This window comes from Oricola thermophila (genome assembly GCF_013358405.1).
In the GTDB taxonomy this organism is placed as follows: Bacteria; Pseudomonadota; Alphaproteobacteria; order Rhizobiales; family Rhizobiaceae; genus Oricola; species Oricola thermophila.
On the sequence record NZ_CP054836.1, the window covers coordinates 2,678,903 to 2,702,244 of the forward strand.

The window sequence follows — 23,342 nt, forward strand, 5'->3', positions numbered from 1 at the left end:
GGCCGCGACGGCGGAAAGGAAAGACATGGCTTACCAGAGCCCGATCTCGCCGGGCCATTCCTGGTACGAGGCAACCACCGGCGAGCGGCCGGAATATCCCGCGCTCGACGGCGACCGGACTTGCGACGTCGCCATCATCGGCGGCGGCTTCACCGGCCTGTCGGCGGCGGCGCACCTGGCGAAGGCGGGGGTCGAGACGGTGCTGATCGACCAGGCGCGGTTCGGCGACGGCGCGTCGGGGCGCAACGGCGGCCAGATGGGCACCGGCCAGCGCTCCTGGCCGGAGGACCACGAGAAGGAACTCGGCTTCGAGCGGGCGAAGGCGCTGTTCGACATCGCCGAGGACGCCAAGCGCCACATGCTCGAATTCGCCGAGGAACACGGCATAGACATCGGCTACCGGCCGGGCCAGCTCTCGGTGATCCACCGGAAGCGCTACGCCGACGACTACCGGCGCCATGCCGAGATCATGGCCGAGCGCTACGGCTACCCGCACATCTCCTACATGGACCGCGAGGAAACCGCGGAACGCACCGGCTCGTCCTTCTTCCACGGCGGCATCCGCGACACCGGCACCGGCCACATCCACCCGCTGCGGCTGGTCATCGGCACCGCGCGGGCGGCGGCGGCGGCGGGAGCACGGCTGTTCGAGAACACGAAGGCGACGGGAATCGCGCGCGACGGCGGCAGGGTGAGGATCGCGACCGCGCGCGGCACGATCACCGCCGGGCGCGCGCTGGTCGCCGTCAACGCCTACGGCTCGGACACGCTCGAGCCGGTGTCGGCGGCGCACGTGATGCCGATCCGCTCCTTCATCGGCGCCACCGAGCCGCTGCCGCCGGAACTGAACGCGAGGATCATACCCGGCGGCGAATCGATCGACGACTCGCGCTTCGTGGTGCGCTACTTCCGCAAGTATGGCGACGACCGGCTGCTGTTCGGCGGGCGCGAGGCCTACACGGCGGACAATCCGCGCGACATCGCCGGCCACATCCGCCGGCAGATCGCCGAGATCTACCCGGAACTGGCCGATGTCGGGATCACCCACGCCTGGGGCGGGTCGGTCGGCATCACCATGCCGCGCGAGCCCTTCGTCGCCGAGGTGATGCCCGGCGTCACCGCCATCGGCGGCTTCTCCGGCCACGGGGTGATGCTGTCCAACTTCACCGGCAGGCTCTATGCCGAGGCCGTGAGCGGGAACCGCGACCGGCTGGAGGCGCTGCGCGAGCTGAAGGTGCCCGCCTTTCCCGGCGGGCGGAGGTTCCGCAAGCCACTGCTCACGCTTGCGCTGACCTGGTTCGCCATGCTCGACCGGCTCTGAGCGGATACCGGGCCGGCGCGGCCGCGGAGCGGCGATTCATCGGGAAAATCCAAGTATACATGGCGCCGCAGCCCGCCTGCCGGCGATCTTTTCTGTTCCATAATGGCACAGATTCGAGTCTATCCCTTCTCGACAGGGGCGGTTAATGTATAAGAGCCGCGAATAGAATCGGCATTAGGGGCAGGACAGGACATGCAGCTTTCGTCTCTGATCGACGAATACAAGGACTGCGAAAAGGCGCTGTACAAAGCCATTCGTTCCGAACAGGTGACCATGATCCGCGAGTGCGACATCCGCATGAACTGGATCAGGAACGTCATCCGGGACTTCTTCGCCACGAATCCGTGGGAACGGCTCCAGCAGATCGACTTCTTCATGAACGCGATTTCCCAGGCCGCGGACCTCGGAACCCACAGCTCGCTCTTCGCCGACGCGCGGGCGGTCATCGAGCGCTACATCGCCGGAACGACGGCGCGCGACGAGACCGCACCGGAGCCGGCCGCGGCCGCCGCGCCGGCGGACATTCCCGAAATCGGCGGGATGATCGAGCGCACCGACCTGCGCGTCTCCGCCTTCGACCGGGACTTTCGCTACACCTACACCTCGCCGGCGAACGGGCGCTTCTACGGCATGCCGCAGAGCGCATTCACGGGACGCCATGTCAGCGAGGTGATCGGCGACGAGCGCTACGAGAAACGCGCCAAGACCTATTTCGAGAAGTGCCTGGCGGGCGAAAACCAGTGCTACTACTACTATCTCGACAGCGAGAAGCGCGGCCGGCAGCTGCTCGAGTGCCAGATGCTCCGGCAATACGACGCCGACAACGACGCGCTGGGCGCGGTCATCATCATCCGCGACGTGACCCGCCGGGTCCCCGATCCCGCCCGCGCGGCGGAGGAAAACGCAGTCTGATTCAGGCCGCCTTGCGGACGATCACGCTGCCGGCCGAATACCCTGCACCGAAGGAACAGATCACCCCGAGATCGCCGGGCTGAAGGTCGTCGGAAAATTTCGAGAAGGCGATGATCGATCCGGCGGAGGACGTGTTGGCGTAGTCCTGCAGGATGTTGGGCTGCTCGCCCGGCTCCGGCTTGCGGCCGAGAACGCGCGCGCCGATCAGGTCGTTCATGCCCTTGTTGGCCTGGTGCAGCCACAGCCGCGAAAGATCGTCCGGCTTCAGGTCATTGTCGGCGAGGTGGCCGAGGATCAGGTCCGTGACGATGGGCACCACCTGCTTGAAGACCTTGCGGCCCTCCTGGCGGAACTGCATGTCGCGGCGATCCTCCATGTGACCGATGCGGGTGCGGCGCAGGAAGCCGTTGTTGTTGCGGATATTGTTGGAGAACCGCGTCAGGCAGCGCGTCGAGACGATGTCGAAACGGCCCGGCGCGTCGGCGAGATCGGCGCGCTCGAGCACCACCGCGGTGCAGACATCGCCGAAGATGAAGTGGCAATCGCGGTCGCGCCATTCCAGGTGCGCCGAGCAGATCTCCGGATTGACCATCAGGATGCGCCGCGCCGAGCCGCAGCGGATCATGTCGGCGGCGGCCTGGATGCCGAAGGTGGCCGAGGAACAGGCGACGTTCATGTCGAAGGCGAAGCCCTCGATCCCCAGTTCCTGCTGGATCTCGATGGCAATGGCCGGATAGGGACGCTCGTGATTGGAGGCGGCGCAGATGACCGCGTCGATGTCGCTGCCCGTGCGCCCGGCCCTCTCCAGCGCGACCCGTGCCGCCTTCACCGCCATCTCCGCCATGACGGACAGTTCGTCGTCGGAACGCTCGGGCAGGACCGGATGCATGATTTCCGGATCGAGCGTGCCGGTCTTGTCGAGCACGTAGCGGCGCTCGATGCCGGATGCCTTGACGATGAACCCCTCGTCGGAATGGGGCACCGGCTCGCGCTCGCCGCGCGCTATCGCATCGGCATGAATGGCGTTCTGGCGGTCGGCCCAGGCGTTGAAGGCCGCGACAAGCTCGGCATTGGAAATGCTCTGTTCGGGCGTGAAGACGCCGGTGCCGGAAATTGAAACGTTGTGCATGGGCGCTCGCATCGAAAAAGTCCGTGCCACGGGGCATAGGCCGTCCCGCGGGCCGTTTCAACCTGCCGCGCGGTCAAGGTGAAACGACGAGGTTCAGAACGGGTTAACGGCCTCGGCGACGCGCTTCACGCCGACGATGACGGCGCTGCCGACCTTCGCCGCGCCTTCCGCCGCGACGCCGACGGGTCTGGCCAACGTCTCCCGGCCGGGTACGTAACCGGCGATCGCGCCTGCTATGCGCTCGACCATGTCGGGCGCCAGCTCGTCGGCGGGGATCTCCGGGGCCACCTCCACGGGCAGTTCCGGCGGCACCGGCCGGCCCGCGGTCTCCACCGCCGGCGCACAGATGGCAACGACGGCGGGATACTCGGCGTCATCGCTGGCCGCGAGGAAGGCGTCCGAGGCCACCCGGCATTCCGCGACACTCGCGAAACGCTGCTCGGAAGCGCGCAGGTAGTCGCACTGCGTCCCGCTGTCGTCGCAGCCGAGCAGGCTCAGGACAATGATCGCTTCGGCGCCGGTCATGGCAGTCTCCTTTCGCGGCCGGACGCATTCCGGCCTTCACGCGCAGTCACGACAGCAATCGGGCGAAGTTGCGGCAGAGCCACCGATCAGAGCGGCCAGACCAGCAGGATGACGGGAATCGAGACGGCCAGAACGATCAGCTCGAGGAAAATGCCCATGCGCCAGTAATCCCCGAACGCATAGCCGCCCGGCCCCATGATGATGGTGTTGTTCTTGTGGCCGATGGGCGTGAGGAACGCGCAGGAGGCAGCCACGGCGACGCCGATCAGGAAGGGATCGGGATTGACGCCGAACGCCTCCGCGACCCCGAGGCCGATGGGCGCGGCGATCAGCGTGGTGGCGACGTTGTTGAGGAAGTCGGACAGCGTCATGGTGATGACCATCAGCACCAGAAGCACCACCCAGATCGGCGCGCCGTGCGTGTTGGCGACGACGGTCTCGGCAATCAGCCGCGTGCCGCCGGATTCCTCCAGCGCGAGGCCGAGCGGGATCAGCGAGCCGAGCAGGACAATGACGCGCCAGTCCACCGCCTCGTATATCTCCGTGCCGCCGAGCAGTCCCATCAGGACATAGGCCACGACGCAGAGACCCAGCGCGATGTCGAGCGAAACGAGGCCGAGCACCGACAGCATGATGGCGATGGCAAAGGCGGCGATGGCGGCGGTCGCCTTGCCGCGCTGGAGCAACTGCGTGCGGCCTTCCTCCAGCGGCAGCACGTTGAGCCAGGCGGCAACATCGGCGATACGGTCGCGGGGGCCGAGCAGCAGAAGCACGTCGCCCGGCCGGATCTTCAGGTTGCGCACGCGCTCGCGGAAGCGACGGCCGCTGCGCGACACGCCCAGCAGGGTGACGCCGTGACGGTATTGCAGCCGCAGGTCGCGGGCCGACCGCCCGGCAATGCGCGAATTGTCGGTGACGATGGCCTCGACCAGGGTCAGCGACGGGCCGGCAACGCCGCCGTCATGCTTCTCGGAACCGGAGAAATCAAGTTCCGCCGCTCCCATGAAGGTCTCGATCGACTTCGGATCGCCCTCCAGCACCAGGAAGTCGCCCCGGGCCAGCACCTCGTCGCGCGAGAAGCCGGGCAGGCGCTTGCCGCGCCGCACCAGCCCGACAATGGTGATGTCGTTGTCATTGGCCAGCGGATAGAGTTCCTGCACGGCCTTGCCGATGGACCTGGACTTCTCCTTCACCCGCGCCTCGGCGACGTAGAGACCGGCATCCTCCCCTCCGCGGACAGCCTTCGCCCGCTCGCGCTCCGGGATCAGCCGCCAGCCGAACAGGGCGACGAAGGCTATGCCCGCCACCGCAACGGCAAGGCCCACAGGGGTGAAGTCGAACATGGAAAAGGGTTCGCCCAGCGCGCGGGCGCGGTACTGGGCGATGACGATGTTGGGCGGCGTGCCGATCAGGGTGATCATGCCGCCGAGAATGGTGGCAAAGGACAGCGGCATCAGCGTCAGGGAGGCGGCGCGCTTCGCCTTGGCGGCGGCCTCGAGATCGAGCGGCATCAGCAGCGCCAGCGCGGCGACATTGTTGATGACCGCCGACAGCGCCGCGCCGACAAAGGACATCACCGCGATGTGGACGGGCATGGAGCGGTCCGGCGCGATGACGACGCGGGCGATCAGCTCGACCGCGCCGGAATTGACCAGTCCGCGCGAGACGACCAGCACCAGCGCGATGATGACGACGGCGGGATGCCCGAAGCCCTCGAAGGCCGACGCGGCATCGACATGGCCGGCCATGACCGCGACGAGCAGCGCCGTGAAGGCCACCAGATCATAGCGAAAGCGCCCCCATACGAAGAAGGCAAAGACGACGCCGAACAGGGCGAAAAGGAAAAGCTGATCTCCGGTCATGGGCGGGCGATGGGTCTCAAATGCAGCGCCCCCCGTCAACCTCGAGCGCGACGCCGGTGATGAATTCGGCCTCGTCGGAGGCCAGCCACAGCGCGGCATTGGCGATGTCGAGCGGCGTCGACAGGCGGCCGAGCGGAACCGAGGCACGGAACTGCGCCCGCTTCTCCGGCGTGTCCTCGCCCATGAACCGCGCCAGCATTCCCGTCTCGCCGGCAACCGGGCACAGGCAGTTGACGCGGATGTTTCTCGGCGCCAGCTCGACGGCCATCGACTTCGTCGCGGTGATCGCCCATCCCTTCGAGGCATTGTACCAGGTCAGGCCCGGGCGCGGACGCAGGCCGGCGGTCGACGCCGTGGTGATGATGGAACCGCCGCCCTGCCCGGCCATCGCCGGCACGACGGCGAGCGCGGCAAAGTAGATCGCCTTCATGTTGACGGCACAGATGCGGTCGAAGGTATCCTCGTCGACCTCCAGCATGTCGCCGTTGACATGGGTGTAGCCGGCATTGTTGACCATGATGTCGATGCGGCCGAAGCGCGAAAGCGCGGCTTGCGCCATTGCCTCGACATCGGCCTTGCGCGACACGTCGACGGCAAGCGGCACCGCGCCTTCACCGATTTCGGCGGCGACCTTCTCCGCGCCCTGCCCGTCCAGATCCGCGACGACGACATTGGCGCCCTCCTCCGCGAAGCGGCGCACCATGCCCTCGCCGAAGCCCGACGCGGCGCCGGTCACGATCGCCGTCTTTCCTGCCAGTCTCGCCAATTCATTCCTCCCTCGTTGCGAACGCCTATTTCTTCGCGCCGGCCACCGGCTCGGCAACGTTGGCGATATCGACAAGGTTCCACTTCATCCCGACATTCCTGAAGAGGCGCTTGCCCAGGCGCGGATATTCGCCGACATCATGGGCCAGACGCTGGCCGACCACGATGCAACGCAACAACTCCGTGCCCGTGTTGGTGATCGAGTGGGCGAGACCGCCCTTGCGATAGCCGATGAAATCGCCGGCCTTCACGGGAAAGCTCTCCTCGCCGATATGGGCGGTCGCCTCGCCGGACAGGACGTAGACGCATTCATCCTCGTGGTAATGGAGATGGTGCTCGGTGGTGTCGCGGCCCGGCTCGACCTCGATGATGTGGAAACCGAGGCCGGTCAGCCCGGTTTCGTCGCCCAGCGACTTGTTGACGCGCTCGGCGTTCGGATTGAGGAAGTGGGTTTTCCTCAGCCCGGGCATCGCCGCGATCTCCTCCGCCGTCAGCAGGTACTTGTCATCCGGCATGGATACCTCCTTCTCGTTTGCCAGCGGCCGAACCGGTCAGCCATGGTTGAACACGATCGTCCGGGTGGCGGACATGTCGATCAGCGCCTCGAAGCCCTTCTCGCGGCCGTGGCCGGATTTGCCGAAGCCGCCGAAGGGCAATTCCACGCCGCCGCCCGCACCATAGCCGTTGACATAGACCTGGCCGGCGCGAATGCGCCTGGCGACGCGGTGCTGACGGCCGCCGTCGCGCGTCCACACGCCGGCGACGAGGCCGTATTCGGTGCCGTTGGCGAGGCGGACAGCCTCCTCCTCGCCGTCGAACGGGAAAGCGGCAAGCACGGGGCCGAATACCTCCTCGCGCGCGATGACCGCCTGCGGATCGACCGGGCCGAACAGGACCGGCGCCTGGTAATGGCCGCCGGAGGGCGCGTCGGCGGCAACCGCGCCGCGCGCCAGGACGGGAATGCCGGCGGCCTCGGCCCCGGCAATCATGGAGGCAACGCGCCCCGCCTGCCGGGCATTGATCAGCGGACCGAGATCGCCGTCGGCGTAATGCGGCTCGGCCAGCAGCGCGGAGAATCGTTTCGCCAGCGCCGAAACGAAGTCGTCATAGACCGGCTTCTCGACCAGCACGCGGCTGCCCGCCGAGCATGTCTGGCCGCCGTTCTGGATGATGGCGTTGACGACCACGGGCAGCGCGGCGTCGAGATCGGCATCGGCGAAGACGACCTGCGGCGACTTGCCGCCAAGCTCCATGGTCACGCCGCGATTGTTCTTCGCGGCCGCCGCCTGGATCGCGGTGCCGGTGGCCGGCGAGCCCGTGAAGGTGACGTAGTCGATGCCCGGGTGGGCCGACAGCGCCGCGCCGGCCTCCGCGCCGTAGCCGGTCACGACGTTGAGGACGCCGGGCGGGATGCCCGCCTCCAGCGCCAGTTCGGCGACGCGCAGGGCGGTCAGCGATGCGTCCTCGGCCGGCTTGACGACAAGGGTGTTGCCCATGGCCAGCGCCGCGCCGGCGACGCGGGCGAGGATCTGCAGCGGATAGTTCCACGGGATGATGCCGGCGACGACGCCATGCGGCTCGCGCGTCGTGAAGACCGTGTAGCCATCGAGAAAGGGTATCTGGTCGCCATGCACCTTGTCGGCCGCGCCGCCGTAATACTCGAAATAGCGGATCGCAGCGGCAACATCGGCGACGCCCTGGCGGGCCGGCTTGCCGGTGTCGCGCGATTCCAGCGCGGCGAGTTCGTCGCGGTGCCGGTCAACCAGTTCTCCGAGACGGGTCAGCGAACGGCCGCGCTCCGTCGCCGTCATGCGCGCCCAGGGCCTGTTCTCGAAGGCGGTGCGCGCGGCGGCCACGGCGGCATCGACATCGACCGCCGCCGAGCGCGGGATCGAGGCGAAGACCGCACCGTCGGAGGGACAGACGACGTCTATGCGCTCGCCGGACGCCGCGTCGACCCGGTTGCCCGCGACAAGGTTGGCGCCGCGCGTTCCCTCGCCCGCCTCGCGCAACAGTTTCGTGTCCGGCGTCTTGAGCATGTCGTCATCCTCCCGCAAGCTGTCGCAGGCTAGCACAGCAGGTGCCCGCCGCCACAAAAATCCGGAAGGGTTCTGGATTTATTAAATCGATTAGAATATTGTCCGGCCAAACCCCAGCGACAGACAGGAATTCCCATGTCCGCACAGATCATTCCCGTTGATCCGTTCGACTACATCGTCTTCGGAGGTACCGGGGACCTCGCCGAGCGCAAGCTGCTGCCGGCGCTCTATCACCGCCAGGTCGACGGCCAGATCGTCGAGCCGACCTGCATCTACGGTGTTTCCCGCGCGGAGATGAGCGACGAGGAATATCGCAACTTCGCCCACGACGCGCTGAAGCGTTTCGTCAAGGAAGGGCTGGACGAGGATGCCGTTGCCTCCTTCCTGGCCAAGCTGCGCTACGTGGCCATCGACGCGAAGTCCGACAAGGGCTGGGACGAGCTGAAGGCCAAGCTGGGCGACGACCCGAACCGGAAGCGCGCATACTACCTCGCCGTCGGGCCGGCGCTGTTCGGCGACATCGCAAACAGGCTGCGCGCGCACGGACTGATCACGCCGGAAACGCGCATCGTCGTCGAGAAGCCGATCGGCCGGGACCTCGAATCCGCGCGGCAGCTCAACGACACGCTGGGCGAGGTGTTCCGCGAGGACCAGATCTTCCGCATCGACCACTATCTCGGCAAGGAGACCGTGCAGAACCTGATGGCGCTGCGGTTTGCCAACGCGCTCTACGAGCCGCTGTGGAACTCGGCCCATATCGACCACGTGCAGATCACGGTGGCGGAATCGGTCGGGCTGGAAGGCCGCGCCGGTTATTATGACAAGGCCGGCGCGCTGCGCGACATGGTGCAGAACCACCTGCTGCAGCTGCTCTGCCTCGTCGCCATGGAAGCGCCATCCAGCATGGACGCCGACGCGGTGCGCGACGAGAAGCTGAAGGTGCTGCGCGCGCTGGAGCCGATCGACGACAGCAATGTCGAGCGCATGACGGTGCGCGGCCAGTACGCCTCCGGCGCCTCGGGCGGCGGGCCGGTGAAGGGCTACCTGGAGGAACTCGAGGGCGGCCAGAGCAACACCGAGACCTTCGTCGCCATCAAGGCCAACATCGCCAACTGGCGATGGGCCGGCGTGCCCTTCTACCTGCGCACGGGCAAGCGGCTGGCCAAGCGCGTCTCCGAGATCGTCGTCTCCTTCAAGCCGGTGCCGCATTCCATCTTCGGCGCGCCCGCCGGGCGGCTGATCGCCAACCAGCTGGTGATGCGACTGCAGCCCGACGAGGGCGTCAGGCAGTGGATCATGATCAAGGACCCCGGCCCCGGCGGGATGCGGCTGCGGCACGTGCCGCTGGACATGAGCTTCGCCGAGGCATTCGGCGTGCGCAACCCGGACGCCTACGAGCGGCTGATCCTCGACGTGATCCGCGGCAACCAGACGCTGTTCATGCGCCGCGACGAGGTGGAGGCCGCGTGGACCTGGATCGACCCGATCCTGAAGGCCTGGGAAGCAACCGCCCAGCCGGTGCAGCACTACACAGCCGGCACATGGGGACCGTCCGCGTCCATCGCGCTGATCGAGCGCGACGGGCGGACATGGCACGAGGGATGACGGCATGACCGAAACCGGCAGCGGCGTCCGGCGCCACGACTATTCCGACCGCGAGGCGCTCGCCATCGCACTGGCCGCCGGCATCGCCGCGCAACTGGCCGGGGCGATCGCCGAACGCGGCGAGGCGGCGCTGGCCGTTTCCGGCGGCTCGACGCCGAAGACGCTGTTCAAGGTGCTGTCGGAGACCGAGATCGCCTGGGACCGGGTCACGGTGATCCTGGTCGACGAGCGCATATGTCCGCCGGACTCGGAGCGGGCCAACCAGCGGCTGGTGCGCGAAAGGCTGCTCACCGGGCACGCGGCGAAGGCGCATTTCACGGCCTTCGAGACCGGGCTCGCCACGCCCGACGAGAACGCGCGGCGCAGCGCCGAACTGTTCGCCACCGTGGCCTGGCCGCTGGACGTCGCGGTGCTGGGCATGGGCACGGACGGGCACACGGCCTCGTTCTTTCCCGGCGGCGACATGCTCGATCGGGCGCTCGACCCCGATAGCGGCGAGCGGGTGGTGCCGATGCGCGCCGATGGCGCGGGCGAGCCGCGGCTGACGCTGACGCTTCCCGTCCTGCTGGACGCCAGGTTCCTCGCGCTCCATATCGAGGGAGAGGAAAAGCGCGCCGTGTTCGAGACGGCGCTTGGCGGCAACGATGTCCGCGCCATGCCGGTCCGCGCCGTGCTGCAGCAGGAAAAGACGCCGATCCACGTATTCTGGGCGCCGTAGCGCCCGCCAGACTTGCCAGGAGCCAGAACGATGAGCGACGTGCAAAAAGCGATTGCCGATGTCACCGAGCGTATCCGCGAGCGGTCGCGGTCCTCGCGCGAAACCTACCTGGAACGGCTGCGCGCGCGCGCGGCGCAGGGGCCGAAACGCTCGCGCCTTTCCTGCGGCAACCTCGCACACGGCTTCGCCGCCTGCGGGCCGTCCGACAAGGCAGAGCTGATGGGCGACGAGGCGCCCAATCTCGGCATCATCACCGCCTATAACGACATGCTGTCGGCGCACCAGCCCTTCGAGCGCTTCCCGGCGCTGATCAAGGAGGCGGCTCGCGAGGCCGGCGGCGTGGCGCAGGTCGCCGGCGGCGTGCCGGCCATGTGCGACGGCGTCACCCAGGGCCAGGCGGGCATGGAACTGTCGCTGTTCTCGCGCGACGTGATCGCCATGGCCGCGGGCATCGGGCTTTCGCACGACATGTTCGACGCCGCGGTCTATCTCGGCGTGTGCGACAAGATCGTGCCGGGCCTCGTCATCGCGGCGCTGACCTTCGGGCACCTGCCGGCGGTGTTCATTCCCGCCGGGCCGATGACGACCGGCCTGCCGAACGACGAGAAGGCCCGCATCCGCCAGCTCTACGCGGAAGGCAAGATCGGCCGCGACGAACTGCTGAAAGCCGAAAGCGCATCCTATCACGGTCCGGGCACCTGCACCTTCTACGGCACCGCGAACTCCAACCAGATGCTGATGGAGTTCATGGGACTGCACATGCCGGGCGCCAGCTTCGTCAACCCGAACACGCCGCTGCGCGACGCGCTGACGAAGGAAGCCACGAAGCGGGCACTTGCCATCACCGCGCTCGGAAACGAGTTCACGCCGGTGGGCGAGATGATCGACGAGCGATCCATCGTCAACAGCGTGGTCGGCCTGCATGCCACGGGCGGATCGACCAACCACACCATCCACCTGATCGCCATGGCCGCTGCGGCCGGGATCAAGCTGACATGGCAGGACATTTCCGACCTGTCCGACGCGACGCCGCTGCTGGCGCGAGTCTATCCGAACGGGCTTGCCGACGTGAACCATTTCCACGCCGCAGGCGGGCTCGGCTTCATGATCCGCGAACTGGCCGATGCCGGGCTGCTGCACCGCGACGTACGCACCGTGTTCGGCCAGGGGCTGGAGCCCTACATGGTCGAGGCGAAGCTGGAAGGCGACACGGTCAAGCGGGTACCCGCGCCCGAGAAGTCGCACGACGAGAAGGTGCTGGCGCCGATCTCCAAGCCTTTCCAGCCCAATGGCGGGCTGAAGATGCTGACCGGCAATCTCGGCAAGGCCGTGATCAAGATCTCGGCGGTCAAGCCGGACCGCCAGGTGATCGAGGCCCCGGCGGTGGTGTTCCACGGCCAGGACGAGTTGCAGGAGGCCTTCCGCAAGGGCGAACTGGAGAAGGACTTCGTCGCGGTGATCCGCTTCCAGGGACCGAAGGCCAACGGCATGCCGGAACTGCACAAGCTCACCCCGGCGCTCGGCGTGCTGCAGGATCGCGGCTACAAGGTGGCGCTGGTCACCGACGGGCGCATGTCCGGCGCGTCCGGCAAGGTGCCGGCGGCGATCCACGTGACGCCGGAGGCACTCGACGGCGGACCGATCGGGAAGGTGCTCAACGGCGACATGGTGCGCGTCGACGCGATCGAGGGCACGCTGGAAGTGCTGGTGCCGGCAGCCGAGTTCGAGGCGCGCACGGCGGCGACGGCAGACCTCTCGGCCAATGCCCACGGCACGGGCCGCGAACTGTTCGAGACCTTCCGCCGCGTGGCAGGCCCCGCCGACGAGGGCGCCAGCGTATTCGCCTGATGGCCCCGAAGGCGCTGCGCAAGCAATATCACTTTCGCCCGTCGCCCGGCGGCGGGTTCTACGCCTGGGACGTCTCGCGCCTGATCGAGCTGGCGTCGGACCTGCCGGTGACGCCCGTGCCGTTGTCGGAGATCGCGGAACTGCACGAAAACTGGTGGTTCCAGACCGACGACGCAGTGCCGACGCCGGCGGCAATGCTCAGGCATTTCGCGCTGATGCACGATACCGATTTGCGCCATCCGATCCTGCTCTGCGCACAGGGCCGGGTCATGGACGGAATGCATCGGATCATGAAGGCCGCATGGGAGGGCCGCGCCATGCTCGGGGCAAAACGCTTCGAGGAGACACCGCCGCCGGACCATGCGAATGTCATGCCGGACGATCTCGATTACGATTGAGGGAGCAACCAGCGATGACACTCACCCGCCCCACCCAGCCCATGCCGGGCTTCGTGGCCGAGGCGCTGGACGAGTCCGGCCTGCGCGCCGCCTACGAGGCGCGCCCTGACTACCAGCGCAACGACTATCTCCGCTGGATCAACCAGGCGAAGCGGGAGGCAACCCGGCAGAAGCGGCTCGCACAGATGCTGGACGAGCTGCGCTCCGGCGACACCTACATGAACATGCCCTGGAGAAAGCGCGGCTGACGGCCCGAAAGGCGATGGCACGCGGCCGGCGAAATGGCCGCCCTGTCACCTTTCGGCGTAACACGGCAGAGGCATGTCGGCGCTGCCGATCCGGTTCGGCAGGCTTACGGCGTGACCGGGTTGCGGGCATCGAGGAGGATGCGCCCGCCGATGGCGACGAAGCAGGCCCCGGCGAATTTCTCGATGCGATGGCGGGCGTCGCGCATGCGGCGCATCACCGGGCCGGACGCCATGAACAGGCTGACCAGCGTGTACCAGGACAGCGAGGAGGCGACGACGATGGCGACCATCAGCGCCATCAGCCAGCCCGGCGTTTCGGCGGTGACGGCGGTGGCAAAGACGCTTGCGAAAAGCACGATCGCCTTGGGATTGGTCAGGGTGACGAGGAAGCCGAAAACCAGCGGGTTGCCCTTCCGGCGGGTGGCGTCGACCTCCAGATCCTCCGGCGTCGCCCGCCACAGGCGGATGCCCAGCCATACCAGGTAGCAGCCGCCAAGCACGCGCACCGTCCAGACAAGCCACTGGTATTCGGTGAGGATCGCCGACAGGCCGACGAGGCTGAGCGACGCGTAGATGCCGAGACAGGCCGACACGCCCGTCGCGGTCAGGATTCCGGCAACCGCGCCGCGCGTCATCGAGGAGCGGACGACGGCGACGAAATCGGGCCCCGGCAGGATCAGGGCCGGGATGAAGATCGCGAATACGGCGACAAGAACGGCTGCGTTTCCCATCTTGAGCTCCGGTCGGTCGAGGTCAGTGTTCGGTCTCGCACAGGGCGTGGTCGGAAAGGACATGCAGGATGTTGCATTCGCCGACGCACTCCGCGTCACAGGACGCCTCGATGCGGGTCAGTTCCCTTTCCAGCCGTTCCAGCCGGGCGATGCGCGCGCGGATGTCGGCAAGATGCGCGGTGGCGATCGCATGAGCATCGGCGCAGGGCATTTCCGGGTTCTCGTTCAGGCGCAGCAGCTCGCGGATCGCGTCGAGCGAAAGGCCGAGATCGCGGGCGTGACGGATGAAGGTGAGCCGGTCGAGTTCCCTGCGCGTGTAGCGGCGCTGGTTGCCTGCCGAACGCTCCGGCGCGGCGATCAGCCCCATCTGCTCGTAATAGCGGATTGTCGGAACCTTGACGCCGGACCGGCGCGACATTTCGCCGATGGACAGCATGGAAAATTTCCCTTGAACCTATAGTCGCTATAGAGATTACACTACTTTCCGATGAAGGGAAGGACAAAGCCATGAGCGCCTGTTGCGGACACAACGAGACATTCGACGGCATGTCGAAGGACTACAAGCGAAGACTTTGGGCGGTGATCGCAATCAATGCCGCCATGTTCGCCGTCGAGATGACCGCGGGCCAGCTGGCCGGGTCGCAGGCGCTGAAGGCGGACGCGCTCGACTTCTTCGGCGACGCGGCGACCTACGGCATGTCGCTGGCGGTGATCGGCGCGTCGGTGACGGTGCGGGCCAACGCGGCACTGCTCAAGGCATTCAGCCTGTTTGCGATGGGAATCTGGGTGCTCGGCTCGACGGTGTGGATGGTGTTCGTGCGCGGCGTGCCGGAGGCGCAGGTGATGGGCGCCGTCGGCCTGCTGGCACTGATCGCCAATGTCGCCAGCGTGCTGCTGCTGGTGAAATACAAGGATGGCGACGCCAATGTGCGCTCGGTCTGGCTGTGCTCGCGCAACGATGCCATCGGCAACGTGGCGGTGATGGTCGCGGCGCTCGGCGTGTGGGGAACGGCGACGGGCTGGCCGGACCTGATCGTCGCGGCGATCATGGCCGGGCTGTTCCTGTCCTCGTCCTGGCAGATCGTGACCCAGGCGATGGCGGAGAAACGCGCGACGGCCGAAACCGCCGCGCGGGCGCGCTGACCCTGACGGTCAGTGCATGTCCATCTTCAGCTTGTCCGGGGTGACGACGGAGAACTCGACCTCGACCTCGCCTGCCTTCTCGAAAACCAGCACCGCCTTGCGGCCGGTGTCCGGTTTCAGCTGCTCCTTCATCTGCATGAACATGACGTGATAGCCGCCGGGCTTGAGCACGACCTCGCCGCCGGCGGGAATCTCCAGGCCGTCTTCCAGCTGGCGCATCTTCATGACATCGCCCTCCATGGCCATCTCGTGGATTTCCACCTTGCCGGCGAAATCGGCCGAGCCGCCGACCAGGCGATCGGTTTCCGAACCGGTGTTGCGGATGGTCATGTAACCGCCGGAGACCGGCGCGCCGGGCGGGGTGGCACGCGCCACGGGGTGAACGATCTCGAGATTGCCGACCTTGTAGTCATGGGCATCGGCCGCGATCGCGGCGGTGAAAAGCGCGGCGGCGGCCGCGATGGCTGTGATTGCTTTCTTCATTTTCCTGTCTTCCATCCAGTCTTGCCGCGTCGCGAGCGCGCGCGGCGGATATGGTTTCCGTTCGAAGTGGTTCGATGCGTCAGGCGGAAACGGACGGAGGGCCACGCTTGGAGGCGGTGGCCATATCGACAGGTGCGACCGGCGGTGCCTTCATCGGCGGCAGCATGACGGCCAGCAGCAGGGGCAACGCCGCGAACAGGTCCGCGGCCGCGGGTCGGGCGGGCGCGCATGCACCCGCGATCAGGCAGAATTCGCACAGGGATCGGTTCGCATGCGCCGGCACGTCGCCGCTGCCGGGCGTGCAGAGAACGGGCAAGGTGCCGTCGGGAAAGGCGTATTGCGCAAGCTCGTAGGGATCCGGCGCCGACACGGCCGGCCTGTGGGCGAAGGCCGCAAGGACAATCGCCGCCAGCAGCAGGGCGCGGAACCAGACGGCCATGACCGGCCTATTTGCCTTTCGCAGGGTCGCCATGCCCTTCAAGTGGCACCGAATCGCGATGCGGTCAATCGCAAGCCGGCGACTGTGACGCGGCGCCGCATCAGTAGCTGCTCCTGCGCTCGTCGCTCGGCGAGCGGCCGAACTGGAGGCGGTAGCTCTGGGCGAAATAGGAGTGCGAGGTAAAGCCGGTCGAAAGTGCCACCTCGAGGATCGGGATGTTGGTCTGGCGCAGGAGCTGACGGGCACGTTCGAGGCGCAGCGTCATGTAGTAGCGGCCGGGCGTCGAGTTGAGATGGCGCAGGAACAGGCGCTCGACCTGGCGCACCGACAGGTTGACCGACCGCGCCAGTTCGCCGGCCGACAGCGGCGTTTCGAGATTCTCCGCCATCAGCTCGGTTACCTTGCGCAGCTTCTCCGACTTGCCGCTGAGATCCGGCTCCTGCCCGACACGCTGGCGGTCGTGATGGGAGCGGATGCGGTCGTGCTGGAACTGGTTGGCGACCTTGTTGGCAAGCTCGGAGCCGAAATCGGAACGCACGATCTCCAGCATCAGGTCCACCGAGGTCGTGCCGCCGGCCGAGGTGTAGCGCTTGCGGTCGATCTCGTAGACATTGCCCGTGCACTCGATATGGGGGAAGGCCTCGCGGAAGGAGGCGCGGTTCTCCCAGTGGATGGTGCAGCGATGTCCCTCGAGCTGGCCGGCCTCGGCGAGGGTGTGGGCGCCGATGGAGATGCCGCCCAGCGCGATGCCGCGGCGACCGAGCATCCTGAGCGCGTTGATCACCTTCGCCTTGCCGGGAAACTCGGTGGTCAGGCCGGCGACAACGAAGACGATGTCGCTCGGCGGAATGTCGGAAACGCCGTGGGCGGCCTGGATCGCCAGCCGGTTCGAGGCCATCACCGGTTCGCCGTCATGGGAGACCGTCGACCAGGCATAGTAATCCGTGTCGGACAGCCTGTTGGCCGAGCGCAGCACGTCGATCGCCGCCGCCAGGCAGAACATCGGAAAGAGGTCCGCCAGGATGAAGGAGAAGTGACGCGTGGGCTTCTGGTCTTCCGCAATCATGTCGGCGCGCTATAGCCCGAAAACCACCCCGACCGAAAGCCGGAATCAGAAAACGGGCGGTTCCTCCCCTGCGGCGCGGTAGGCGGAAACCACTGAATTGGCCATCAGCATGGCAATGGTCATCGGCCCGACGCCGCCGGGAACCGGCGTGATCGCGCCCGCCACCTTCTCTGCCCCGTCAAAATCGACATCGCCGACGAGCCTCGTCTTGCCCTCGCCCCTCTCGGGCGCCGGAATGCGGTTGATGCCGACGTCGATCACAACTGCGCCGGGCTTGATCCAGTCGCCCTTGATCATCTGCGGGCGGCCGACCGCGGCGACGAGAATGTCGGCGGTGCGGCACAGCGCCGGCAGGTCGGCGGTGCGCGAATGGGCGACCGTCACCGTGGCGTTGGCAGCCAGCAGCAGGTTGAACATCGGCTTGCCGACGATGTTGGAACGGCCGACGACGACGGCGGTCTTTCCCGACAGGTCCCGGCCCAGAACGCGCTCGATCAGGAGCATGGAGCCGGCGGGGGTGCAGGGCACGAAGGCGGTTGCGACCTCGCCGGTGCCCAGCTTGCCGACATTGATGAAATGGAAGCCGTCGACGTCCTTGTCCGGGTCGATCAGCTGGATGATGCGGCCCTCGTCGATATGCTTCGGCAACGGCAACTGCACGAGGATGCCGTGAATGGCGGGGTCGGCGTTGAGCCGCTCGATGAGCGCGACCAGATCGTCCTCGGACGTGTCCTCGGGAAGCGCGTGCTCGACGGAGTGGAAGCCGCACTCCTTCGCCTTGCGTCCCTTGGAGGCAACATAGACCTGGCTCGCCGGATCCTCTCCGACAATGACCACGGCAAGGCCCGTCTGCACACCCGTCTTCGCGCGCAACGCATCGGCCGCCGTCCTGACCTTTTCCACGACCTCGGCGGCCACCGCCTTGCCGTCAATCCGCTCTGCCATGCTCAATTCTCCACATATGAGATTCCCGCCAATCCTTAGGGGATTCCGGCGCAGATTTGCACCTCTTTTTTTCCAAATGAAACCGCATGCGCGGCGTTCAATGACGATTTTCGATCATTCCCGCATTGCGCGGGCGGGATGTCGCCGCTATTCCCGTTGCGGGAGGAAAGGGGAGCATCGTCCATGGCGGCAAGAAACGGGGTCGTCCTCGTCGGCTGCGGCAACATGGGATTCGCCATGCTGCAGGGCTGGCTGCAATCGGGAACGCTGGACGCCGGCGACGTTACCGTCGTCGAACCGAATGCCGCACTGCGCGAGCGGGCGGCCGGACTAGGCGTCGCGACCGCGAGCGACAGCAGCGGCCTGCAGGACCGGGCGGACATTGCGCTGGCGGTCCTCGCGGTAAAGCCCCAGGTGATGGACGCCGTGCTGCCGGCCTATCGCGAAATCGTCGCAGGCGGGGCGACCGTCGTCAGCGTGGCGGCGGGCATCCGCATCGAGCGTTTCGAACAGGCACTGGGCGCGAAGACGCCCGTTATCCGGGTCATGCCGAACACGCCGGCCGCCGTCGGCGCCGGGATGATGGTGATGTGCGCCAACGGCCATGTCGGCGCGCAGGCGATGGAGTTCGCCAGGCGCCTGATGGCGGCGAGCGGCGAAGTCGCCGTGATCGAGGACGAGGGGCTGATGGACGCGGTCACCGCGGTCTCCGGCTCCGGCCCGGCCTACCTGTTCCACATGATCGAGGCGCTGACCGCCGCGGCCGAGGCGGCCGGCCTGCCGGACGACATCGCCGCGCAACTGGCCGGACAGACGGTCTACGGCGCGGCGGTCTACGCGAGGCAGAGCGGCGAGACGCCGGCCAGGCTGCGCGAACAGGTGACCAGCCCGGGCGGCACGACCGCCGCGGCGCTCGACGTGCTGATGGGCGACGACCGGCTGACGAAGCTTATGACGGAGGCCGTCGAGGCGGCGCGAAAGCGTTCAGCGGAACTCGGAAAATAGAGAATTGGAACTCCGCCTTGCCTTGAAACCCGGGCAAAGCGGGCGTGTCGGCATTGCGTTTGAAGGGAGGAAGTGCTTGAGACGCGAAAACGGAAACCGGATGTCATGATCGAAGTAAAATCCGTCTACAAGCAATTCGGCGGCGTTCATGCAGTCGAAAACGCGACATTGAAAATCGAGAAGGGTTCGATCACCGGGCTGATCGGACCGAACGGCGCCGGCAAGACCACGCTGTTCAACATCATCGCCGGGAACATCGCGCCGACGAGCGGGCAGATCCTGCTCGACGGCGAGGACGTGACCGGCCTGCCACCGCACCTGCTGTTCAAGAAGGGGCTGCTGCGCACCTTCCAGCTGGCGCACGAGTTCTCCACGCTGACCGTGCTGGAGAACCTCATGATGGTGCCCGGCCAGCAGCTCGGCGAAAACCTGCTGTCGGCCTGGTTCTCCTTCGGCGAGGTGAAGCGCCAGGAAGCCGAGATCCGCGAACGCGCGATGGAAGTCATCGAGTTCCTCAATCTCGGTCACGTGGCGCAGGAGCTGGCCGGCAACCTGTCCGGCGGGCAGAAAAAGCTGATCGAGCTCGGCCGCACGATGATGGTCGACGCCAAGGTGGTGCTGCTCGACGAGGTCGGCGCCGGCGTCAACCGCACGCTGCTGGCCGAGATCGGCGACGCCATCATGCGGCTCAACAGCGAGCGCGGCTACACCTTCTGCATGATCGAGCACGACATGGATTTCATCGGCCGGCTCTGCGACCCGGTGATCGTCATGGCGGAAGGCACGGTACTGGCCGAAGGCACCGCGGAAGAGGTGCGCAACAACGAGGCGGTGATCGAGGCCTATCTGGGCCGCGGCCTGAAGAACAAGACGCCGCAAGAGATGAAGGCAAAGGCGGACGCCGGCACGGAGGCCCGGAACTGATGTACCTGATCGGGGAAAACATGACCGGCGGCTACGGGGGCGCCGACATCCTGAAAAACTGCACGATCGGCGTCGAGAAGGGCGAGATCGCCGTGATCGTCGGACCGAACGGGGCCGGCAAGTCGACCGCGATGAAGGCCATGCTCGGCATGCTGAAGCTCCGGCTCGGCCGCGTCGTCCTGGACGGCAGGGAGATCACCGGCCTGACGCCGCAGGCGCGCGTCGCCGAAGGCATCGCCTTCGTGCCGCAGACCAACAACGTCTTCGCGGGCATGAGCGTCGAGGAAAACCTCGAAATGGGCGCCTATCTGCGCGAAGACGACATCCGGGACACCATGGAGCAGGTCTTTCACCTGTTCCCGATCCTGAAGGAAAAGCGCAGGCAACTGGCGGGCGAACTGTCCGGCGGCCAGCGCCAGCAGGTGGCCGTCGGCCGCGCGCTGATGACACAGCCCACCGTGCTGATGCTCGACGAACCGACGGCAGGCGTCTCGCCAATCGTCATGGACGAGCTTTTCGACCGCATCCTGGAAGTGCGCAACACCGGCCTCGCCATCCTGATGGTGGAGCAGAACGCGCGCCAGGCCCTGAACATCGCCGACCGCGGCTACGTGCTGGTCGGAGGCGAGAACTGGCGCACCGGCACCGGCCACGAATTGCTGGCCAACCCGGAAGTGCGCAAATCGTTCCTCGGAGGCTGACCTTGCCCGACGCTACCGACATTCTCAACGCGCTGGTGCTGATGACGAATTTCGTCTTCGTGCCTGCGCTGGCCTACGGCTCGCAGCTGGCGCTCGGCGCGCTCGGCGTGACGCTGGTCTACGGCATCCTGCGTTTTGCCAACTTCGCCCATGGCGACATGATGGCCTTCGGCACGACGCTCACCATACTCTTCACATGGGCGCTGCAGGCTGCCGGCATATCGCTCGGCATATTCCCGACCGCGCTGCTAGCGCTGGTGCCGGCGATCATCATCATGGCGATCTTCGTCATCGGCATCGACAAGGTGGTGTTCGCCTACTACCGCAAGCAGCGCGCCGCGCCCGTCGTGCTGGTGATCGCCTCGGTCGGCGTGATGTTCATGCTCTCGGCGGTCGTGCGCTTCGTCATGGGCACCGAGGACCGCCGCTTCACCGACGGCGACCGCTTCCTGGTGCGCGCACTCGACTTCAAGAAATGGAGCGGCCTCGACGAAGGGCTGGCGATCCAGACCACACAGGCGATCACGGTGGTCGTTTCCCTGGTCGTGGTCGCGGCGCTGTTCTACTTCCTCGACCGCACACGCACCGGCAAGGCGATGCGCGCCTATTCCGACAACGAGGACCTGGCGCTGCTGTCCGGCATCAACCCCGACCGCATCGTCATGGTGACGTGGATCCTCGCGGCGGCCCTGGCGACGATCGCCGGCGCGCTGTACGGCCTCGACAAGAGCTTCAAGCCGTTCACCTACTTCCAGCTGCTGCTGCCGATCTTCGCCGCGGCGATCGTCGGGGGCATCGGCCAGCCGATCGGCGCGGTCGTCGGCGGCTATGTCGTCGCCTTTTCCGAGGTGATGCTGACCTATGCCTACAAGAAGTTCGCGACCTATCTCCTGCCCGAGACGATGGCGCCCAAGGGGCTGCTGCAGTTTCTCGGCACGGACTACAAGTTCGCGATTTCCTTCATCATCCTGGTGCTGGTGCTGCTGATCCGCCCGACCGGCATCTTCCGGGGGAAAGTGCTATGACCACGATCGAAACCGACACGACAGGCGCGGATGCCGCCACGACGCCGGCGCCGACGGCGATCGTACAGAAGAAACAGAGCCCGTGGCGCGCACCGGCGGCCTTCCTGGTCATGGGCCTGCTGCTCGCCATCGTCGGCGCGGCCCAGTCCTGGTCCGTCGCGCTGGGCATTCTCAACATGAGCCTGATCTCGGCGTTGATGGCCATGGGACTGAACCTGCAATGGGGCTATGCCGGCCTATTCAACGCCGGCGTGATGGCGTTCACCGCCCTGGGCGGCCTGGCCGCCGTCGTCGTGTCGCACCCGCCCGTCTGGGAGGCGCTCGCTGCAGGCGGCCGGTCCATGGCGCTGTCCGGCGTGATCCTCGTCGCCACAATCGCGACAATCGCCTTCGCCGTCTCGACGCTGAAGGGACGGATGCGCAAGTTCGCCGTCGTCGCGATCGTCGTCGTCGGCTACGTCCTGCTGCGGCCGGTATTCGCCGATGCCGTGTCTTCCATCGAGACCGTCGACCCGGCCCGCACGGGTTTCATCGGCGGTCTCGGCCTCCCGATCGTGGTCGCCTGGCCGGTGGGCGGACTGTTCGCCGCGGCGGTCGCCTGGCTGATCGGCAAGGTGGCGCTCGGCCTGCGCTCGGACTACCTCGCCATCGCGACCCTCGGCATTTCGGAGATCGTCATTGCCGTGCTCAAGAACGAGGACTGGCTGGCGCGCGGCGTCAAGAACGTCACCGGGCTGCCGCGGCCCGTTCCCTACGAGATCGAGTTGCAGCAGACGCCGTGGTTCATAGACCTCGTGACCCGCTTCAACGCGGGCGCGCTGGAGGCGGCGGCCGATGCCGCGGAGCGCGAGGCGATCCTGCGACAGCTGGTGATCGAGAATGCCGGCAATTTCGTGAAACTCGCCTATGCCGGCCTGTTCACGGTCGTGCTGCTGATCATCCTGGCGCTTTGCGTGCGCGCGCTGAACTCTCCGTGGGGCCGCATGATGCGGGCCATCCGCGACAATGACGAGGCGGCCGCGGCAATGGGCAAGGACATCAAGGCGCGCCACCTGCAGGTCTTCGTGCTCGGCTCGGCGATCATCGGCATCGCTGGCGCGATGATGACGACGCTGGACGGGCAGTTCACGCCCGGCACATACAACCCGCTGCGCTTCACCTTCCTGATCTGGGTGATGGTGATCGTCGGCGGCTCCGGCAACAATCTCGGCGCCGTGCTCGGCGGTTTCCTGATCTGGTTCATCTGGGTCGAGGCCGAACCGGCGGGCTCCTGGATCGTCCAGATGCTGAGCGCCAACATGGATCCGCAGAGCGAGCTCTACCGCCACCTGCAGGACATTGCCGCGCCGTTCCGCCTGTTCGTGATGGGACTGGTCCTGCTGATCGTGCTGCGCTTCTCGCCGCGCGGACTGCTGCCGGAGAAGGTGAGGCACAGCTGACCCTCCGCGGATTGACGACGGTCAACACGCCCGTTCGTCAATCCGCCTAAGATGGCTCCGTCAACAATCGT

The 23,342-nt window shown here is 66.8% G+C and carries 25 protein-coding genes; 13 read left to right on the forward strand and 12 right to left on the reverse strand.

Features of this window, described 5'->3' with window-relative positions; all coding sequences use genetic code 11:
- Positions 1-25: 25 nt before the first annotated feature.
- Both HTY61_RS12880 and HTY61_RS12885 read left to right on the forward strand, forming a co-directional pair.
- Entirely contained in the window at positions 26-1,321 is a 1,296-nt protein-coding gene (locus HTY61_RS12880; protein WP_175277179.1) for an NAD(P)/FAD-dependent oxidoreductase, read from the forward strand.
- Positions 1,322-1,513: 192 nt separating this feature from the next.
- The gene (locus tag HTY61_RS12885) at positions 1,514-2,233 is read left to right on the forward strand and encodes a PAS domain-containing protein (RefSeq protein WP_175277180.1); all 720 of its coding nucleotides are present in this window, start codon (positions 1,514-1,516) and stop codon (positions 2,231-2,233) included.
- 1 nt (position 2,234) lies between these two features.
- Here the strand turns inward: HTY61_RS12885 and HTY61_RS12890 are convergent, their stop codons facing one another.
- The 6 genes from HTY61_RS12890 to HTY61_RS12915 all read right to left on the reverse strand — a co-directional run bounded on the left by HTY61_RS12890 (position 2,235) and on the right by HTY61_RS12915 (position 8,553).
- On the reverse strand, positions 2,235-3,362 hold the full coding sequence (locus tag HTY61_RS12890; RefSeq protein ID WP_175277181.1) for a beta-ketoacyl-ACP synthase III: 1,128 nt from the start codon (positions 3,360-3,362) through the stop codon (positions 2,235-2,237).
- A gap of 93 nt (positions 3,363-3,455) precedes the next feature.
- The gene (locus tag HTY61_RS12895) at positions 3,456-3,887 is read right to left on the reverse strand and encodes a hypothetical protein (protein ID WP_175277182.1); all 432 of its coding nucleotides are present in this window, start codon (positions 3,885-3,887) and stop codon (positions 3,456-3,458) included.
- A gap of 86 nt (positions 3,888-3,973) precedes the next feature.
- On the reverse strand, positions 3,974-5,749 hold the full coding sequence (locus tag HTY61_RS12900; protein ID WP_175277183.1) for an SLC13 family permease: 1,776 nt from the start codon (positions 5,747-5,749) through the stop codon (positions 3,974-3,976).
- A gap of 16 nt (positions 5,750-5,765) precedes the next feature.
- Positions 5,766-6,515: an SDR family oxidoreductase gene (locus tag HTY61_RS12905; protein ID WP_175277184.1), complete on the reverse strand. Its 750-nt coding sequence runs from the start codon at positions 6,513-6,515 to the stop codon at positions 5,766-5,768.
- Positions 6,516-6,540: 25 nt separating this feature from the next.
- Positions 6,541-7,029: a cupin domain-containing protein gene (locus tag HTY61_RS12910; RefSeq protein WP_175277185.1), complete on the reverse strand. Its 489-nt coding sequence runs from the start codon at positions 7,027-7,029 to the stop codon at positions 6,541-6,543.
- Between the two features lie 36 nt (positions 7,030-7,065).
- On the reverse strand, positions 7,066-8,553 hold the full coding sequence (locus tag HTY61_RS12915; RefSeq protein ID WP_175277186.1) for an aldehyde dehydrogenase family protein: 1,488 nt from the start codon (positions 8,551-8,553) through the stop codon (positions 7,066-7,068).
- A gap of 135 nt (positions 8,554-8,688) precedes the next feature.
- Here HTY61_RS12915 and zwf point away from each other — a divergent pair, with 135 nt between their 5' ends.
- Genes zwf through HTY61_RS12940 form a run of 5 tightly spaced genes read left to right on the forward strand, consistent with a single transcriptional unit; the run spans position 8,689 to position 13,370 of the window.
- Positions 8,689-10,158: a glucose-6-phosphate dehydrogenase gene (gene zwf, locus HTY61_RS12920; protein ID WP_175277187.1), complete on the forward strand. Its 1,470-nt coding sequence runs from the start codon at positions 8,689-8,691 to the stop codon at positions 10,156-10,158.
- A 4-nt stretch (positions 10,159-10,162) separates the two neighbouring features.
- Positions 10,163-10,876, forward strand: coding sequence for a 6-phosphogluconolactonase (gene pgl / locus HTY61_RS12925; protein ID WP_175277188.1), 714 nt, complete (start codon positions 10,163-10,165; stop codon positions 10,874-10,876).
- Positions 10,877-10,906: 30 nt separating this feature from the next.
- A complete protein-coding gene (gene edd, locus HTY61_RS12930; RefSeq protein ID WP_175277189.1) occupies positions 10,907-12,724 on the forward strand; it encodes a phosphogluconate dehydratase in 1,818 nt (605 codons plus the stop codon).
- On the forward strand, positions 12,724-13,122 hold the full coding sequence (locus tag HTY61_RS12935) for a hypothetical protein (protein WP_197945317.1): 399 nt from the start codon (positions 12,724-12,726) through the stop codon (positions 13,120-13,122). Before edd ends, HTY61_RS12935 begins: the two co-directional genes overlap by 1 nt.
- A 14-nt stretch (positions 13,123-13,136) precedes the next feature.
- Positions 13,137-13,370, forward strand: coding sequence for a YdeI/OmpD-associated family protein (locus tag HTY61_RS12940; RefSeq protein WP_175277190.1), 234 nt, complete (start codon positions 13,137-13,139; stop codon positions 13,368-13,370).
- 104 nt (positions 13,371-13,474) lie between these two features.
- Here the strand turns inward: HTY61_RS12940 and HTY61_RS12945 are convergent, their stop codons facing one another.
- Positions 13,475-14,101 carry a LysE family translocator gene (locus HTY61_RS12945; protein WP_175277191.1) on the reverse strand — a complete coding sequence of 209 codons (627 nt, stop codon included), beginning with the start codon at positions 14,099-14,101 and terminating at the stop codon, positions 13,475-13,477.
- Positions 14,102-14,123: 22 nt separating this feature from the next.
- Positions 14,124-14,537 (reverse strand): MerR family transcriptional regulator, encoded by a 414-nt coding sequence (locus HTY61_RS12950; RefSeq protein WP_175277192.1) that lies wholly within the window; start codon positions 14,535-14,537, stop codon positions 14,124-14,126.
- A 71-nt stretch (positions 14,538-14,608) separates the two neighbouring features.
- On the opposite strand from HTY61_RS12950, the gene HTY61_RS12955 reads away from it, so the two are divergent.
- Positions 14,609-15,244 carry a cation efflux transmembrane domain-containing protein gene (locus HTY61_RS12955; RefSeq protein ID WP_175277193.1) on the forward strand — a complete coding sequence of 212 codons (636 nt, stop codon included), beginning with the start codon at positions 14,609-14,611 and terminating at the stop codon, positions 15,242-15,244.
- A 9-nt stretch (positions 15,245-15,253) separates the two neighbouring features.
- Here the strand turns inward: HTY61_RS12955 and HTY61_RS12960 are convergent, their stop codons facing one another.
- From HTY61_RS12960 to folD, 4 genes are all read right to left on the reverse strand, one after another.
- Positions 15,254-15,727, reverse strand: a complete 474-nt coding sequence (locus HTY61_RS12960; protein ID WP_175277194.1) for a copper chaperone PCu(A)C — start codon at positions 15,725-15,727, stop codon at positions 15,254-15,256.
- Between the two features lie 79 nt (positions 15,728-15,806).
- Positions 15,807-16,199, reverse strand: a complete 393-nt coding sequence (locus HTY61_RS12965) for a hypothetical protein (RefSeq protein WP_175277195.1) — start codon at positions 16,197-16,199, stop codon at positions 15,807-15,809.
- 67 nt (positions 16,200-16,266) lie between these two features.
- Positions 16,267-17,232, reverse strand: a complete 966-nt coding sequence (locus tag HTY61_RS12970) for a GlxA family transcriptional regulator (protein WP_175277196.1) — start codon at positions 17,230-17,232, stop codon at positions 16,267-16,269.
- 45 nt (positions 17,233-17,277) lie between these two features.
- The gene (gene folD / locus HTY61_RS12975) at positions 17,278-18,177 is read right to left on the reverse strand and encodes a bifunctional methylenetetrahydrofolate dehydrogenase/methenyltetrahydrofolate cyclohydrolase FolD (RefSeq protein WP_175277197.1); all 900 of its coding nucleotides are present in this window, start codon (positions 18,175-18,177) and stop codon (positions 17,278-17,280) included.
- Positions 18,178-18,360: 183 nt separating this feature from the next.
- Here folD and proC point away from each other — a divergent pair, with 183 nt between their 5' ends.
- The 5 genes from proC (at position 18,361) to HTY61_RS13000 (ending at position 23,271) form a co-directional block, all read left to right on the forward strand.
- Positions 18,361-19,182: a pyrroline-5-carboxylate reductase gene (gene proC, locus HTY61_RS12980; protein WP_175277198.1), complete on the forward strand. Its 822-nt coding sequence runs from the start codon at positions 18,361-18,363 to the stop codon at positions 19,180-19,182.
- 105 nt (positions 19,183-19,287) lie between these two features.
- Positions 19,288-20,106 carry an ABC transporter ATP-binding protein gene (locus HTY61_RS12985; RefSeq protein WP_175277199.1) on the forward strand — a complete coding sequence of 273 codons (819 nt, stop codon included), beginning with the start codon at positions 19,288-19,290 and terminating at the stop codon, positions 20,104-20,106.
- Entirely contained in the window at positions 20,106-20,807 is a 702-nt protein-coding gene (locus tag HTY61_RS12990) for an ABC transporter ATP-binding protein (RefSeq protein ID WP_175277200.1), read from the forward strand. The genes HTY61_RS12985 and HTY61_RS12990 overlap by 1 nt, the downstream gene beginning before the upstream one ends.
- Before the next feature lie 2 nt (positions 20,808-20,809).
- Positions 20,810-21,832 carry a branched-chain amino acid ABC transporter permease gene (locus HTY61_RS12995; RefSeq protein WP_246272801.1) on the forward strand — a complete coding sequence of 341 codons (1,023 nt, stop codon included), beginning with the start codon at positions 20,810-20,812 and terminating at the stop codon, positions 21,830-21,832.
- Positions 21,829-23,271, forward strand: a complete 1,443-nt coding sequence (locus tag HTY61_RS13000; RefSeq protein ID WP_175277201.1) for a branched-chain amino acid ABC transporter permease — start codon at positions 21,829-21,831, stop codon at positions 23,269-23,271. Before HTY61_RS12995 ends, HTY61_RS13000 begins: the two co-directional genes overlap by 4 nt.
- Positions 23,272-23,342 lie beyond the last annotated feature (71 nt).